The organism is Natrinema saccharevitans, assembly GCF_001953745.1.
Classification (GTDB): Archaea; Halobacteriota; Halobacteria; order Halobacteriales; family Natrialbaceae; genus Natrinema; species Natrinema saccharevitans.
Genome location: NZ_LWLN01000001.1, coordinates 1,783,169 through 1,797,090 on the forward strand (window position 1 = coordinate 1,783,169; position 13,922 = coordinate 1,797,090).

Genomic DNA, 13,922 nt, shown 5'->3' on the forward strand with positions numbered 1-13,922 from the left:
ACATTCACAAATAAGGATGTTTATTTGTGCGTCCATTACCGTCAAAGCGCCGATCTTTGGAACTTAGTTGTATATATGGGACTACTAGCGGACAGTGAATGGTAATGGATACACAAATAATATTACTCGAGGGTCGGATCGACTCCAGAGGTCAGCGGCAAAGACATCGGAATCGCAACCAGGTTTCTCAGCTCTGACCCCTGGGGTAACGGCCTCGAGATGCGGGCCCTCGAATTGCTGCAATCCGACACGTACCCCTGGGACGAGTTGCTCGAGGCGGTCGCCGACGACATCGAGTCGTGTCTGAGACGAGATCCTCGAGGAGTTGCAAGCGGACACCCGGATTCGATACAGCGGCCGCCACGGCGGGTACGCCGTCGTCGAGGGTGGTGGCGATGGCGACCGAACCCGCGCCCGACGCACCGGGGGACGTGACGGACCCAATCGCGTACTTCCTCGACGACCAACGGTACCACGGCAAGAGCGAGCGCACCCTGAAGCCTACGAGCGGGTGTTGCGACGGTTCGAGTCCTTTCTCGCTGAGCGGTTCGATATCGATGCGATCGGCGCGCCGGGGCGGTCGGGAGTGTATGGCCTGGATCCACTCGCTGCGCGGCGCGTTCGAGTCCAGTACGATCGCGACCTACGCCTCCTATCTCAACCGGTTTTACCAGTACATGGCCCGTGTCGACGTCTTCGAGGACAACCCGATGGCACTGGTCACGGAGGAGTTGTCCGAGTCGATCGAGACGAACCCCTCTCGTCGGGACGTCTCGGTCGCCGAAATGCGATCGTTCGTCGCCGAGATTGCCCATCCGCTCGAGCGGGCCGTCGTCGTCACGCTCTTGAAGACCGGGATGCGTGTCGGCGAACTGTGCAACCTCGACCTGCGGGACCTCCACCTCGAGACGCCCGGAATCGCCCTCGAGTGGATCTCGCGAGTCGGCCTCGAGCAGCGACCGTCGTCGCTGTTCGTGTCGTCGGAGTCGGCCCGCGACACCACGGTCAACGGCGAGGAGCGGACGGCTTCGAACAAGCGAAAGCGCGAGACGGTCGTCCCCGTCGACGAGGAACTTCGCCGGGTGCTCTGCGAGTGGCTGGCGATCCGGCCGGACGCGGTCTCGCCGGCACGGCCGCTCTTTCTCGACACGCGCGATTCCTGGGGCCAACAGCTCACGCCGTCGGACGTCCGCTATATCGTCGAGAAACACGCTCGAGAACGGGGCTGGTACCGCACCGGCGGCGGAACGACGGAGAACGTGACGCCACATTACTTCCGGCACTTCTTCACCACCCATCTGCGGGACCGGACCGGCGATCGCGGGACCGTCCAGTACCTTCGGGGCGACGTCGCCGGCGACGTGATCGACACTTACACCCACAACTGGGGGGATCGGGTTCGAGAGACGTACCTCGGCAGTATCTACACGGTGACGGAGCGACTGCGAGCGGCTACTGCCGTTTCGGAGGGGCCGACCCGGCAGTCGCGACGGATAGACCAGTACCCGTTTTCGCTCGAGTCCCCACTTCCCTGAGTGGATTTACTACGATCCGACTCAAGATGCGTGTCTGGCAACCTCCACATAAACTATATACAGCTATACCAACTCGGTGTCATCTCGATCGAACTGACGACCCGCTCACGGGCCGAACAGGCGGTCCACACCGAACCGAGACTGTTGGGTGTGGTGACGGCTCGAGCAATCTCCGGTCGGGGCCGGGAACGGTGACGGAAACCCGTCTTATCGACCCACGGTGAGTTCCGTCTCGAGGTCGCCGCCGTCCAACAGCGACCGGACGAATTCGACCGTTTCGGTCGTCTCCGCGGTGTTTTCGAGCAACACGGTCTCGCTGGGGAACAGTTGCTCGCCGAGCAGGAGGCCGTGATCGCGTGCGGTCGAGCCGGTCACGGTCAGGTAGACGCCGAGGCCCGTCTCGGCGATGGCGGCCTCTTCCTCGCGGCCCTCCTCGGGGTAGCGAAACTCGATCCCCTCGAGTGCCCGCGTTCCCAGCACTGCCTGAACGAGCCGTTCGTACCGCGGTTCGATACAGAGCGGGCCCTCGTAGCGCTCGAGGAAGTCCCCGTCGAGCGAGCCGTTCGAGGGCGCGACCTGGGGCGTCGCGAGCAGCGTGTGATAGACGGTGTCGCCCATCCCGGTGACGACCTGTACGTCGGTATCCGAGGGGTTAATTCGAGCGTTGACGTCGGCGATCCGGTTCAGCGGCTCCGGGCGGAGTTCGACGACCTCCTCGAGAACCAGATCGGCACTGTCGAACCCGAGGGCGAACTCGTGGGTCCGCAGAGAGCGAAACGGCTCCTCGCGACCCACGAGCTGGATCGCCGCACCGTCGGGTGCGCCCTCGACGTCGGTCAAAGGGATCGTGACGCTGTCGAAGACGATCCGGCGGGGCTTACCGGCGCGATCGTCGCGCAAGAGCGTGTACTCGGGCGCGGTCGGATCGTCGACGGCGCTGTAGGCGGCGAGACGATGGTAAACGTCCTCCTCGTCGGGGTCGATCGTCCCCTTCGTGAGCGCCTTTTCGTGGCGAAGCGTCGACGTGATATCGTCCGCGAGGGCGGGGACGTCGAGCCGGTCGGCCAGCCGGTCGAGTACCGACTCGAGCGGTCGTCCCTTTCGCGGCACAGCGATCGGTATCGTCTCGCCCATCGAGCGACTGTCGACCGGCGACGGATAAACGAGTTGTGTTTCCCGCGCGATTCGACGCCGTCAGTCCGAGAACATCGACCCGAGCTGGTCGCGCCACTCCTGAATATCGGTCACGTCCGCGCGCACCGCCTCGAGATCGCTCTCGACCGTCTCGATGTCGTCCTCGAGGTCCTCGACGTCGTCTTCGACGGACTCGACGTCAGCCTCGACCTCGTCAACGTCGTCTCCAAGATCGTCGACATCGTCTTCGACGGATTCCACGTCGTCCTCGACGGAGTCGACATCGGCTTCCACGGCTTCGAGATCGTCCGCGACCGTCTCGACCTCGTCGTCGACCGACTCGACATCGGCTTCCACGTCCGCGAGGCCGGCCTCGAGGTCCTCGACGTCGTCCTCGACGGCGGTCAGCTCCGACTGGAGGTCGCTGTTCCAGTCGCTGAGATCGTCGACGTCCGCGGCGACCTCGTCGACCTGCGTGGTCGTCCCCTCGAGTCGGTCGTCGACCGACTCGATCTCGGCTTCCAGCGCTTCGAGATCGGACTGGAGGTCCTCGATGAGCTGTGCCCCCGTCCCGTTCTCCTCGAGGAACGTCTCGAGGGCGTCGGTGTAGGCGGCCACTTCCTCGACGCGGGACTGGAGGTGATCGATCTTCGCGACCTCGGCACCGGTGGGCTCGACGTCGAGTTCGACCCGGATCGCCTCGAGGTCGTCGTCGTCGACGGTGCCCTCGCGGATCTCGGTTGCGAGTCGGGTGGCGACGGAGCCGGTGAACTCGGGTGCCGGGTTCGGGGCCGCGTCGGCCGTCGCGGCGGCGTCGTCGACCGGCGGCTCGTCCTCGGTGTCGGCCGTCACGTCGGGCTCGTCGGCTGCCGGTTCGGATTCGACCCCGGGTTCGGGCTGGGATTCAGCGTCGTCGCCGGGCTCAGTGACGAAGTCGTCGTCGGCCGCTTCGGTGTCCGCTTTCGCGTCGGATTCCGTCGACGCCTCGAGCGCATCGTCGGCTTCCTCGGCGTCCGTCGTGGCTGCGTCGACGTCGTCACCCGACGTCTCGTCGGGTTCGGACAGTTCGGCATCGGCCTCATCTGCCGTGTCGTCGGAATCGAACTCGTCGGCCGTGTCGTCGTCGATGTCGAGGTCGATCCCGGAGTCGTCGGCCGTGTCGTCGTCGGTTTCGGTAGCCGCTTCGGTCGCAGCCCCGTCGTTCGCGGAACTCGATTCGTCGGTCCCGTCGCCGAGATCGAGGTCGACGCTGGGCTCGTCCGGCTCGTCCGCCGCCGCGTCGTCTTCGTCTATCTCGACGTCGATCTCGGGGTCGTCATCGGTCTCGATCTCGATTCCGCCGTCGTCGTCGGCCCCGATTGAGAGGCCGGAATCGTCGTCCACAGCCGTCCCGTCGTCGGGCTCGGGGATCTCCTCGTCGTCGAAGCCGAGATCGATATCCGGCGTGTCCTCCGTCTCGTCCTCGTCGTCGTCCGCGGCGGCCGCGTCCGGCTCGGGGTCGACGTTCTCGAGGTCGAGGTCCAGCCCCGCCGAATCGTCGGCCGGATCCTCGTCGTCGGCGGGTTCGGTGTCGGTTTCGGCGGCTGCTGTGGTCGTCTCGTCGTCCTCGTCTTCGAGTCCCGGCATCGAGTCGGACTCGCCGGATATCATGTCTTTGACGGCCTGATTTCGGTCCTCCGAGACGATGTTGCCGATGACTTCGTCGTCGACCTCGTCGGCCGCGGCGTCGTCGTTGTCGTGGGTGCTGAGATCGACGATCGTGGGCTCCCCGAGAAACGCCGTCGCGCGGCTCTCGTCCTCGAGTTGGATACCATAGACTGTCAGGAGCGTTTCGTCGGGCTCGAGGGTGGCCGTGAACTCGACGTGGTGGTCCTGATAGGCGGTCCAGTCGTCGCTGTGGTAGTCGGGGTGGAACCCGACTTTGTCCATCGGGAACGATTCGGGGATGTCCTCGGAGAGTTGGAACGTGATCGGCTCGTCGCGGTTCGATTCGATCTCGAACCGGATCGCGGGGACGGGGAACTCGTCCGCTGCGAACGTCTTCCGGACGGTTACACCGTCAGCACTGACCTCGATCACGTCGTCCGTATCGGCGGTGCTACTCATATGGGACCAACGTTACTATACCATTATTATAAAACGTGCGGACGGGCCGACGGTCGGTTCCGCCGGCGCTTAGAGGTCGACGCGGTCACCGATCTCGACGATCTCGAGGTCCTGCGGGGAGTCGAAGCTCCGCGCGTGGTGGTGCAGCGTCGTCGGGTCGGCGGTCAGCCCCTTCCACATGTCCCAGTGGCTCGGGAGCAGCCGATCGGCGTCGATGGCGGCGGCGCATTCGATGAGCTGGTTTTCGTCGTTGTACCAGCGGGTCCGCTTCGGCTCGCGCGTCTGCTTGTCCGGGATCCGCCCGACCGTGCCGAAGGCGAGCGCCGCGAGGTCGATCTCGTACTCGTCGCCGAGGCGTTCGAACTCGTCGGTGGGTTTCGTATCGCCGCCGTGGAAGAACGTGCCCGCGTCGTGGTCGATCACGTAGCTCACGGGGTGGGTCGCGTCGGGGTCGTTGGCGACCTCGACGTGGACGGTAAACTCGCCGATCTCGAGCGTGTCATCCTCTGTGACCTCGGTCAATTGCTCGTCCGAAACGGCCCACTCGTCCGTCCAGGCCTCTTCCTCGCGGGCGACGGCGACGCTGTCGTCGGGTCCGTAGAAGGTCGCACCCGTTGTCTCGAGGACCGGGGCCTGGCTCGGCCCGTGAACGTGATCCGTGTGTTCGTGGGTCGCGAGGACGGCGTCGGCGGCCGCGACGTCCGCGGGGTCGAACGGGACCGGAATCATCCGGATCGTCCGCGGCGGATCGCCAAGGCCGAGGTAGGGATCGATGAAGACCGTCGTTCCCTCGCTGCCTTTCAGAACGAAGCCGTTACAGCCGAGATACCAGATCGCCACGCCGTCTGGGTCGGCCTCCGCGACGTCGCGAACGAGCCAGTCGTCCCAGTCGCTCTCGATCATACTCGAGGGTGCGGGCAGCGACCCGGTAAGTGTTGTCGTCTCGGCCGAGGGAGCGGCCGCTATCGGATCGGGTTCGACCCCGAGAGCGCTTCGGTGAACTCGGCGACGTCCAGCGGCCGCTCGTCGGAGACCCGAACGCCGTTGCCGACCGCCTCGAGCAGCACCGCGTCCGTCAGCCGCGGAAGCAGGTCGTGGTGGATTCGACGAGCGCCCGCCGGTGGTCGTCGGTCGAGACGTCGACGGGGCGTTTATCGTCGGTTACCGCCGCGAACTCGCGCGCAAGATCGTCTTTCCCGATTCCAGCCGGGGATCGATCGCGAACGAGCCGGCAGACGGTTCGTCGACGGTCGTCGGCGAGGACGGCGAAGCGATCGTCGCGAACGGCGGCCGCGGATCCGCTCGAGGCAGAGTTACTCGTCGACTACCGGTCGGAGACCAACGTGCAAACGGGCTCTTCCAGACTGATTTGGAATCAGTACGTGAGTATGGCTAGTTTGATGGAGGTCCTACACAAAGCTGTTATTTGAGCGAGAACGTAGCAAGATATTTCGAAACTATCGAAACGAATGTTTGGGAAGGGAGATAGTCAGAGGAGCCCGAGGCGCGTCGACGCCGTACGGGAGAGCGGGACGGGAAAGCGTTACCAGGTGCCGTGGAACGTGTCGAAGGAGAGTTCGTCCAGGGGCTTGTTGCCGACCGCGATCTCGTACTCGCCGGGCGTGAGCATCGGTTTGTGGAACTGCGGCCCGTCGTCGGTCGTGATCCGCGGACAGCCGGTGTTGACGAACGCGTCCATGTCGAAGTTCCGCAGGCGGTCCGGCGTCACTTCGTCCATCGTGATGAGGTAGGCGTCGTCGTTGTCCTCGAGGATCTCCTGGGCCTGTTCCCAGCGACCCTGGCCGATCTTGGTACAGAAGATGACGCCCCATTTCTCGGCGTCCATCGCGCGGTGGACGGCACCGTAGCGCTGTTTCATGAACTTCTCCGTGTCGGCGACGGTGACGACGTTGTTGACGGGATCGGCGATGACGACGTGCTTGTCGGGATACTCCATCGCCAGCCCCAGCGGGTGGAACTTGCCGCCGCCAACGTAAAGGACCTGGTCCGCGGGCACGTCCGCGCTCGCGTAGTTGCAGCCCAGCACCTGCCCCTCGTGAGTTAGCCGCTCGTCGCCGCGGCGGCTGTGGACCTCGTAGCCACGGTCCTCCAGGAACGCGGCCATCTCCTCGTAGCGGTTCATGTGCTGGGCGGTCGTCACGAGGCCGACGTCTTCGGTCTCCTCGGGCGACTCGAGCGTGTCGAGGGCGTCCTCCATGATCGGCGTCACCTCGACGTTCGAGAACAGCGGCACGTAGATCACCTTGTCCGTGTCCTTCATCGGCGAGTGGCCGAAGTGAACGAACACGTCGGTGCGTTTCATCAGATAGGTGTCGAGATCGCAGGCACCGTAACAGGGCTGGCCCGAGAGCATGAACGTCACGTCGTCGTCGGCCAGTTCCCGGAGGTCGTCGGCGACGGACGGGCCTCGACGCTTCAGTCCTTCGGGGAACTGCAGGCCGACCTTCGTGGCGTCTCGCTCCTCGATCGCGTCGACGATCGTCTCGAGTTCGTAGTCCCACTCCCGGTCGTGCTTGAGCTGCATTCCGGTGTTCCGGAGGTCCCCGTCAGTGTACTCCGACTCCTGACTCATTAGCACTGCTTGCGCCCACGAACGTATAACGCCGACGCTTTTCTCACATCGGTTACGACCGCTCGCGGACCCCCTCGGCGCGAGCGGACTCGCCGTACGTGCAGGTCCCGAACGCGGCCCGGAAGTCCTCGCCGTCGAAGCCGTCGCGCAACGCGTCGACCGCCGCGAGCAGTTCCTCGAGGCGGTCCGCTTCCGACACGTCTCGGTCGATGCCGGTCCCGGTATCCTCGGGAGCGTCGCCGGCCGCGAGAGCCGCGCATTCGTCCATCAGTTCGTCGTATCGGACGCGACGCAGTAGTCGATCGACGGTCTCGCACAGCGCGGCGTTCGAAACCGGTTCGGTGAGTGCGACGGCTGCCGTGCGGTCGCGTTCGGACTCGTCGTCCCCGCGAAGTACCGCCATCGCGTATCCCTCACCCCTGCGCTCGACGGCTCGCGCGACGACGGTTCCATCGGCCGTTCGCAGGCCCCGTCCGATCAGGGCTACATCGACGGCCTCGAGTCGCGCGAGCGCGTCGGTCCCATCAGTCGTCGTCTCGACCCGGTACTCCCCCGTGAGCCACGAGCGGTACTCGGCGACCGCGTCGGCGTCGGTGTCCGCGACGAGAACGGTTCGCTCTGCATCAGTCATTACTCTCGATAGACCTCTCTGCTGTCGGCTTGGATATCAAACTATGGATACAACCAATACAGTATACATGTATCGGCGTGTATCCAATCGTTATGCCCTCGAGAGGCGTTGTATCGGCAGATCTACCGGGACAGCAGCCAGATCGACTTCGTTTTCCGTCCCAACAGTCATAGTACTGGAGCGTAAACAGGGGGGGTAATGGCAGCGGAACAGGCCACAGACGGCTATCTCTTCGACCTCTATCGTCGATACATCGGTGAACCGGAAGACCGGACCGACGTCTACGTCGGGTTCGGATTATTCCTGGGCGGGATCGCGCTCGCGCTCGTCGGACTGCTGCTTTTTTTGTGGGGGAACACCTACGACGCCCGCACCGCAGGTTACTTCGCGTGGGTCGGCCCGGCGTACGCGCTCGCGATGTCGGCACTGCCCGTGACGATGCTCGGTATCGTCGTCCTGTTGCCGTCGGAACGGCGGATGCAGTACGCGTCGATCGCCGGCGTCGCCGTGACGATCGCCGCGACCGTCGGCTTCCTCGTGGCCTATCCCGGCGACTGGAACGGGTACGGCAACGACTACACCGTCTCGATCATCGCCACCTACGCCGTCGGGCTGGCGGCGATCACCGCCTCGACCGGGGCGGCCCTGATCGCCCACTACCTCGATATGGCACAGCAGGCCGAGGCCGTCGCGGTCGAGGAAGACACCGACGACGAACCCGAACTGACCGACGACCAGGTCAAGCAGGACATCGACGACGCGATGGAAGGCGTCGAACTCTCGTGGGGCGGCGTCGAGAAGACCGAACACAAGCGACTGAGCTTCTCGAGCGACGACTTCGACGAGGTCAGCGTCGATACCGACGCCGGCACGACGACGACCCGCTCCTCGGGCGTCGACCAGCAGGTAGCCGGCCTCAAGGGACTGAAAGGCGGCGAGACGAAACAGACCACCTCGAGTTCGACGGTCGACGACCAGACGGCGAAGCTCAAGGAACTGCGCGAACAGCAACGCGCGGAGGAACTCGCAACGGCCGACGAGGAAAGCGCCACCGAGCGCGTCAGAAAACCCTTCGCAGGCTTCCTGAATCGGGTTCGTTCGCTGGTAAAACGGGATTAACGCGACCGAACGACAGTAATTAATTCTTACTTCGGAAACGGTAAAGAGAGGAATTAATGCACATAGATTTATAATCCGTCGGTGGCCTTGCCCACACATGGCCAAAGGCCTGGACGTCGGTACGATGAACATCCTGTCGGCACAACAGGATGGGAACGACACGGTTTTCGTGCAACAGCGTAACTCCTTCGTCGAGATCGAGTACTCGGACATGGCCGAGCAGATGCTCTCGCGAAGCGAAGTACTGCACATTCGCAAGGACGACAAGGTCTACGTCGTCGGCGACGACGCCCTGAACTTCGCGAACATCTTCAACAAGGAGACTCGTCGGCCGATGAAACACGGGATCCTCTCGAACGACGAGCAGAGCGCGATCCCGATGATGAAACTCATCATCGAGCAGGTCGTCGGCGAGCCCGCGTATCCGGACGAGAAGCTTTACTTCTCGACGCCCGCGGATCCGATCGATTCCGACCTCTCGACGCTGTACCACCAGAAGACGATCGAGTCGTTCCTCGACGACATGGGTTACGACGCCGAGCCCATCAACGAGGGGATGTCCGTCATCTACTCCGAACTCGCGGACAACAACTTCACCGGCCTCGGGATCTCGTTCGGTGCCGGGATGACGAACGTCTGCCTGGCCTACTACGCGGTCCCGGTCATGAAGTTCTCGGTGGCCCGCGGTGGCGACTGGGTCGACGAGCAGGCGGCCCGCGCGACGGGCACGCCCGTCGACAAGGTCACCTCGATCAAGGAAGACGACTTCGAACTCGACTTCACGACCGACGTGGGCGGCGTCGAGGGGGCGCTCTCGATCTACTACGAGAACCTGCTGGACTACGTCATCGAGAACATCGTCAAGGAAGTCGACGAGGAAGACGTCGAGGAGGGACTGGACGTCCCCGTCGTCGTCACCGGCGGTACCTCCAGCCCGAGCGGCTTCGAGGCCCTGTTCAAAGACCACCTCGAGGAGGCGAACATTCCGTTCTCGATCAGCGGCGTGACCCACGCGAACGAACCGCTGTACAGCGTCGCTCGCGGTGGCCTGGTCGCGGCCCGCTCCGACGAGGACGTCGATCACGACGGCGGCAGCGACGACGAGGAAGCGGAAGCGGCGGCCGCGAACGAATAGCGCCGGACTCGGCGTTCGATTTTTCGGCGACGCGATCGCGTAGTCTCGACTCGAGTCGCTACTCCTCGTAAAAGCGGTTGAACGCGTCCCGCCAGGACTCGGACTCCTCGCCGACCGGCTGGTGTTCGACGGGAACGTCGGCGAACCCACAGTGGGGACACGTGACCGTGGACGCGTCGCCGAGCGAGAGTTCCTCGATCGCTCCCCCACACCGCGGACAGTCGTCCATGTCTGATACTTTCACGGCTCGGCCTTAACTCTATTCGAACCTCTCGCGAAACGGAAACGTTGAGGCGTCTGTCCGCTCGAGGCGGAGTCCGCAGCCGTCGTCACACCGGGACGATACCGGACCGGCCCGCGGCTGTGTATTACTACTGCGTATTCAACAAACTTTTTGTATGCAAGCCATGTATTCGTGAGCGATGAGTACGACGTCTCCCGACCCCGCGATCGAACGCTGTCAGCCCGCCGACGCGACCCCCGTCGCCCTCGAGGCTGCGGCCCTCGAGTCGACCGCTCCCGAGTACCTCCGAGACCTCAAGGCCGACTTGACCGACGAAGGGATGGTCCCCGCGGAGTTGACCGTCGAGGCGCGTTTCGACGCGGACTGTTCGCTGGCGACCCAGGAGGAGGTCGACCGGATCCGGGGCTACGTCCGCGCCGGCTCCTTCCTCGGCGTCGGCACGGTGACCGTCAGCGTCGGCGACGTCGCCGACCCGGAGAAGGTCCGGCCCGCGCTCGCGGCCTGTGCCGAACGCGCCGATCGGGAGGGGCTCGCGTTCGACCTCGAGGGCTCGCTCTCGCTCGCGGCGTAAATGGCCGGCCCCTCACGCCGGACCCTCGCCCGTCGGCTCGAGTCGATCGCGGACTTCGCCGACCCCTCGCCGGCCCTCGAGCAGTACCTGACGCCGGCGGAATTGGCCGCCCACCTCTGCCATCTCGCCGGACTGCAGGACGACCTCGAGCGGCGGGTGATCGATCTGGGGACCGGGACCGGGATGCTCGCGATCGCGGCGTCGCTGGCCGGCGCGGAGCGGGTCGCGGGGATCGACGTCGATCCGGACGCGCTCGCGCTGGCACGGGAGAACGAACGGACCGCACTCGAGGGCGAGGGGGCCGCCGGCGACAGTGATCGAGCCATCGAGTGGCTCCGGGGAGACGTGAGCCGGCATCCGTTCGCGACGACCGAGGCGACGGTCCTCTCGAACCCGCCATTCGGTGCCCAGCGGGGCAACCGCCACGCCGACAGGGAGTTTCTCGAGGCGGCCAGCGAGATCGCCGCGGTCTCCTATACGATCCACAACGAGGGGAGCCAGGAGTTCGTCGAGTCCTACGCCGCCGACGCCGGCGGCGAGGTGACCCACGCGTTCCGGGCCGAATTTCCGATCCCCAACCGGTTCGAATTCCACACCGACGCCGAGGCGACGCTCGAGGCCGAGGTCTTCCGGATCGAGTGGTCGCCTCGAGCATAATCGGTCGCTTCGACTGCAATTACCGCTGCCACGAGAGGGGGTGAACCGTCGATCGGGCGGCAAATACCGAGCCCGGAACCGGAAACGATTCTCAAACTGGCAACACGGAGTAGCTACGCCCTCCCCAACCGATTTCTCCTCACGGCGCGAAGCGCCGTTCGGATGGTTCGCGGGACCGCAGGTCCCGCGCTAACGCTCACGCCGTTGGCGTTCGCTCATCCCTCGCACGAAGCCGTCGCGCGGTTCGCCTATGAGAGGCCTCACTCCGTTCGGCCTCGGGTTCACCGCGGGACAGCGCGCGCCACCGCGCGGTGGACCGGTCAATAGCCGTTGTACGTCTCCTCGCTGGCGATGGCGACCCGCGTTCCGTCGGCGGCCGCGTAGATCGTTTCGCTCTCTCGCTCGAAGATCAGCCCGCCCGCCGTTACCGTCTCGTTCGCGGCCGGGACCGTCGTCGTGGCGGGAGTCGTTCCCTCTCCGGTCACCTCGAGGACGAACTCGCCGTCCTCGGAGCCGAGCGTCACGTTCTGCCCGGCGATTCGGGCTTCGGCCCGCGACTCGTTGGACTCGTGGGCGAGCCGGCGGTCCCCGCCCTCGGGCCGGAGCCAGACCTGATAGACGGTGTCGTTGCCGACCGGTTCCCAGCCGGTTCGTTCGACGTGGACGGTTTCCCGCCAGCCGGCTCCGCCGACGGAGACGGTCTCCTCGCCGGTAACGGAGAGTCGCTGGGCGCTGACCGCCTCGAGCCACACCTCGCGGCGCTCGCTGGCGACGATCACCCCGCTCGCCTCGAGGCCCTCGTCGCTCTCGATGGCCTCGATCCCGATCCCCGAGACGAGCCCGTTGGGAACGCCCTCGACGTACTCGACGGTGTAATCCTCGATCTGTACTGCGGTCTCCGTGGTCGCGCTCGCGTCCTCGACGACGAGGAAGTTGGCGGGGACGGCGACGCCGGCCAACAGCGCGAGGACGCCGATCACCGCGAGGAACGCGACCTGCTTTCGGGACAGCGCCGCCAGCGAACCGCCGTCAGCCGCCTGGTCCCGGGTACCGCCGACGAGTTCGCGAACCCGCTCGAGGCGGTCGCTGACGGGGCGCTCGTCGCCGTCGTCGGTGCGGGCCAGCTCGAGCGGCCGATCGGTCGCGCGGTCGCTGTCTCCCTCGGAAGCGCCCACCGATGATCCGGGGAGTCCCGTCGCGAGCCGTCGCGGGATCGCCGGCCGCTCGGAGGCGGTCACCGCGAGGGTGACGACCAGCGCGAGGACGGCCACGACGACGACCCCCGGTCCCTGATAGAGGAGATACGTGTTCTCGCCGCCGAACCAGTAGATCGCCCACAGCCGCTTTGCGAACCCGAACAGGAGGACGGCCAGCCAGAGCCGCAGCGGGTCGGGGCGTCGTCCCCGTCGCTCGAGCAAGACGATCCCGAGGACGAACCCGACGAAGAGGCCCAGTGCGTGGCCCTGGATCGCGATGCCGGCCCACGACGGTGCCGACGGGGGACTGGGCTGGGCGGTGTAGACGTAGATCGGATCCTGCAGCGCGGAGTACAGGCGCAAGACGGCACCCTGCACGCCGAGCGTGGCGACGATCGTCGCGATCGGGTAGTGGACGACGGCGAAGCCGGCGAAGGCGAAGACCACGCCCGAGAAGCCGATCACGGGGCCGAGCGCGAACAGACTCGTCGTCAGTCCGACCGCGACGACGGCCAGCGGAAAGCAGACGAACGCCCGGACTCGCGGGTTGCCGTACAGCGAGCGGAGCCGTCCCGCATCGCCGTCGGTCGCCACGTCGCCGCCGGTCGGGTAGTGGCCCCAGGCGTACTCGGCGAGCGGTGCGACGACGACCGTCCCGGCCAGATTGCCGAGCAGGTGACTCGGCCCCGCGTGGGAGAACGACGCCGTGACCATCCCCAGCGGGTAGAAGTACGACCACGTCCGGAAGGGGATCGTCACCGGATCGTCGAAGTCCGTGCTCCCGTCCTGAACGAACAGGTAGACAACGAGAACGACGGCGATCACGAGCAGCGAGCCCCACGGCACGCCGAGGACGAACCGCGATCGGAGACTGTCGCGCCAGCGTCGTGCCGGCCGGTGGAGTCGCCTGACGATCGCGACCGACCCGAGCAGCGTCGCGGCGACGAGGACCGTCAACAGGGCCGCAACCGAAACCATGTCGCGTGGTTCGAACGGGGACC

At 65.5% G+C, this 13,922-nt stretch carries 11 protein-coding genes and 2 pseudogenes; 6 read left to right on the plus strand and 7 right to left on the minus strand.

All coding sequences use genetic code 11. The annotated features are described in order from the left end of the window. Window positions 1-192: 192 nt before the first annotated feature. Both A6E15_RS21390 and A6E15_RS09050 read left to right on the plus strand, forming a co-directional pair. A pseudogene (locus tag A6E15_RS21390) lies at window positions 193-403 on the plus strand (DUF5805 domain-containing protein); the annotation flags it as partial. Further along, window positions 396-1,436, plus strand: a pseudogene (locus tag A6E15_RS09050) (tyrosine-type recombinase/integrase); the annotation flags it as partial. The pseudogenes A6E15_RS21390 and A6E15_RS09050, both read left to right, overlap by 8 nt. A gap of 306 nt (window positions 1,437-1,742) precedes the next feature. Here the strand turns inward: A6E15_RS09050 and A6E15_RS09055 are convergent. The 5 genes from A6E15_RS09055 to A6E15_RS09080 form a co-directional block, all read right to left on the minus strand. Next, window positions 1,743-2,669: a hypothetical protein gene (locus A6E15_RS09055; RefSeq protein ID WP_076145639.1), complete on the minus strand. Its 927-nt coding sequence runs from the start codon at window positions 2,667-2,669 to the stop codon at window positions 1,743-1,745. Between the two features lie 60 nt (window positions 2,670-2,729). After that, a complete protein-coding gene (locus tag A6E15_RS09060; protein WP_076145641.1) occupies window positions 2,730-4,775 on the minus strand; it encodes a prolipoprotein diacylglyceryl transferase in 2,046 nt (681 codons plus the stop codon). 69 nt (window positions 4,776-4,844) lie between these two features. Continuing rightward, the gene (locus tag A6E15_RS09065; protein ID WP_076145642.1) at window positions 4,845-5,678 is read right to left on the minus strand and encodes an MBL fold metallo-hydrolase; all 834 of its coding nucleotides are present in this window, start codon (window positions 5,676-5,678) and stop codon (window positions 4,845-4,847) included. 640 nt (window positions 5,679-6,318) lie between these two features. Next, window positions 6,319-7,368 carry a diphthamide biosynthesis enzyme Dph2 gene (gene dph2 / locus A6E15_RS09075; RefSeq protein ID WP_076145646.1) on the minus strand — a complete coding sequence of 350 codons (1,050 nt, stop codon included), beginning with the start codon at window positions 7,366-7,368 and terminating at the stop codon, window positions 6,319-6,321. A gap of 52 nt (window positions 7,369-7,420) precedes the next feature. Then, window positions 7,421-7,999, minus strand: coding sequence for a response regulator transcription factor (locus A6E15_RS09080; RefSeq protein ID WP_076145648.1), 579 nt, complete (start codon window positions 7,997-7,999; stop codon window positions 7,421-7,423). 198 nt (window positions 8,000-8,197) lie between these two features. Here A6E15_RS09080 and A6E15_RS09085 point away from each other — a divergent pair, with 198 nt between their 5' ends. Further along, window positions 8,198-9,118: a DUF7139 domain-containing protein gene (locus A6E15_RS09085; protein WP_076145649.1), complete on the plus strand. Its 921-nt coding sequence runs from the start codon at window positions 8,198-8,200 to the stop codon at window positions 9,116-9,118. 97 nt (window positions 9,119-9,215) lie between these two features. Then, window positions 9,216-10,253, plus strand: a complete 1,038-nt coding sequence (locus A6E15_RS09090) for a disk-shape morphogenesis protein volactin (RefSeq protein ID WP_066298900.1) — start codon at window positions 9,216-9,218, stop codon at window positions 10,251-10,253. A 58-nt stretch (window positions 10,254-10,311) separates the two neighbouring features. Here A6E15_RS09090 and A6E15_RS09095 read toward each other — a convergent pair whose 3' ends face one another. After that, window positions 10,312-10,482 carry a zinc finger domain-containing protein gene (locus A6E15_RS09095; RefSeq protein WP_076145651.1) on the minus strand — a complete coding sequence of 57 codons (171 nt, stop codon included), beginning with the start codon at window positions 10,480-10,482 and terminating at the stop codon, window positions 10,312-10,314. A 193-nt stretch (window positions 10,483-10,675) separates the two neighbouring features. On the opposite strand from A6E15_RS09095, the gene A6E15_RS09100 reads away from it, so the two are divergent. Both A6E15_RS09100 and A6E15_RS09105 read left to right on the plus strand, forming a co-directional pair. Continuing rightward, window positions 10,676-11,068 (plus strand): hypothetical protein, encoded by a 393-nt coding sequence (locus A6E15_RS09100; RefSeq protein ID WP_076145653.1) that lies wholly within the window; start codon window positions 10,676-10,678, stop codon window positions 11,066-11,068. Next, a complete protein-coding gene (locus A6E15_RS09105) occupies window positions 11,069-11,725 on the plus strand; it encodes an METTL5 family protein (protein ID WP_076145655.1) in 657 nt (218 codons plus the stop codon). Between the two features lie 320 nt (window positions 11,726-12,045). Here A6E15_RS09105 and A6E15_RS09110 read toward each other — a convergent pair whose 3' ends face one another. Continuing rightward, a complete protein-coding gene (locus A6E15_RS09110; RefSeq protein ID WP_076145657.1) occupies window positions 12,046-13,899 on the minus strand; it encodes a rhomboid family intramembrane serine protease in 1,854 nt (617 codons plus the stop codon). Window positions 13,900-13,922 lie beyond the last annotated feature (23 nt).

Bases quoted from the DNA above. Each gene is read 5' to 3' on its own strand.
- A6E15_RS09055 (WP_076145639.1), bottom strand. From the start codon at position 2,669: ATGGGCGAGACGATACCGATCGCTGTGCCGCGAAAGGGACGACCGCTC.
- A6E15_RS09060 (WP_076145641.1), bottom strand. From the start codon at position 4,775: ATGAGTAGCACCGCCGATACGGACGACGTGATCGAGGTCAGTGCTGAC.
- A6E15_RS09065 (WP_076145642.1), bottom strand. From the start codon at position 5,678: ATGATCGAGAGCGACTGGGACGACTGGCTCGTTCGCGACGTCGCGGAG.
- dph2 (WP_076145646.1), bottom strand. From the start codon at position 7,368: ATGAGTCAGGAGTCGGAGTACACTGACGGGGACCTCCGGAACACCGGA.
- A6E15_RS09080 (WP_076145648.1), bottom strand. From the start codon at position 7,999: ATGACTGATGCAGAGCGAACCGTTCTCGTCGCGGACACCGACGCCGAC.
- A6E15_RS09085 (WP_076145649.1), top strand. From the start codon at position 8,198: ATGGCAGCGGAACAGGCCACAGACGGCTATCTCTTCGACCTCTATCGT.
- A6E15_RS09090 (WP_066298900.1), top strand. From the start codon at position 9,216: ATGGCCAAAGGCCTGGACGTCGGTACGATGAACATCCTGTCGGCACAA.
- A6E15_RS09095 (WP_076145651.1), bottom strand. From the start codon at position 10,482: ATGGACGACTGTCCGCGGTGTGGGGGAGCGATCGAGGAACTCTCGCTC.
- A6E15_RS09100 (WP_076145653.1), top strand. From the start codon at position 10,676: ATGAGTACGACGTCTCCCGACCCCGCGATCGAACGCTGTCAGCCCGCC.
- A6E15_RS09105 (WP_076145655.1), top strand. From the start codon at position 11,069: ATGGCCGGCCCCTCACGCCGGACCCTCGCCCGTCGGCTCGAGTCGATC.
- A6E15_RS09110 (WP_076145657.1), bottom strand. From the start codon at position 13,899: ATGGTTTCGGTTGCGGCCCTGTTGACGGTCCTCGTCGCCGCGACGCTG.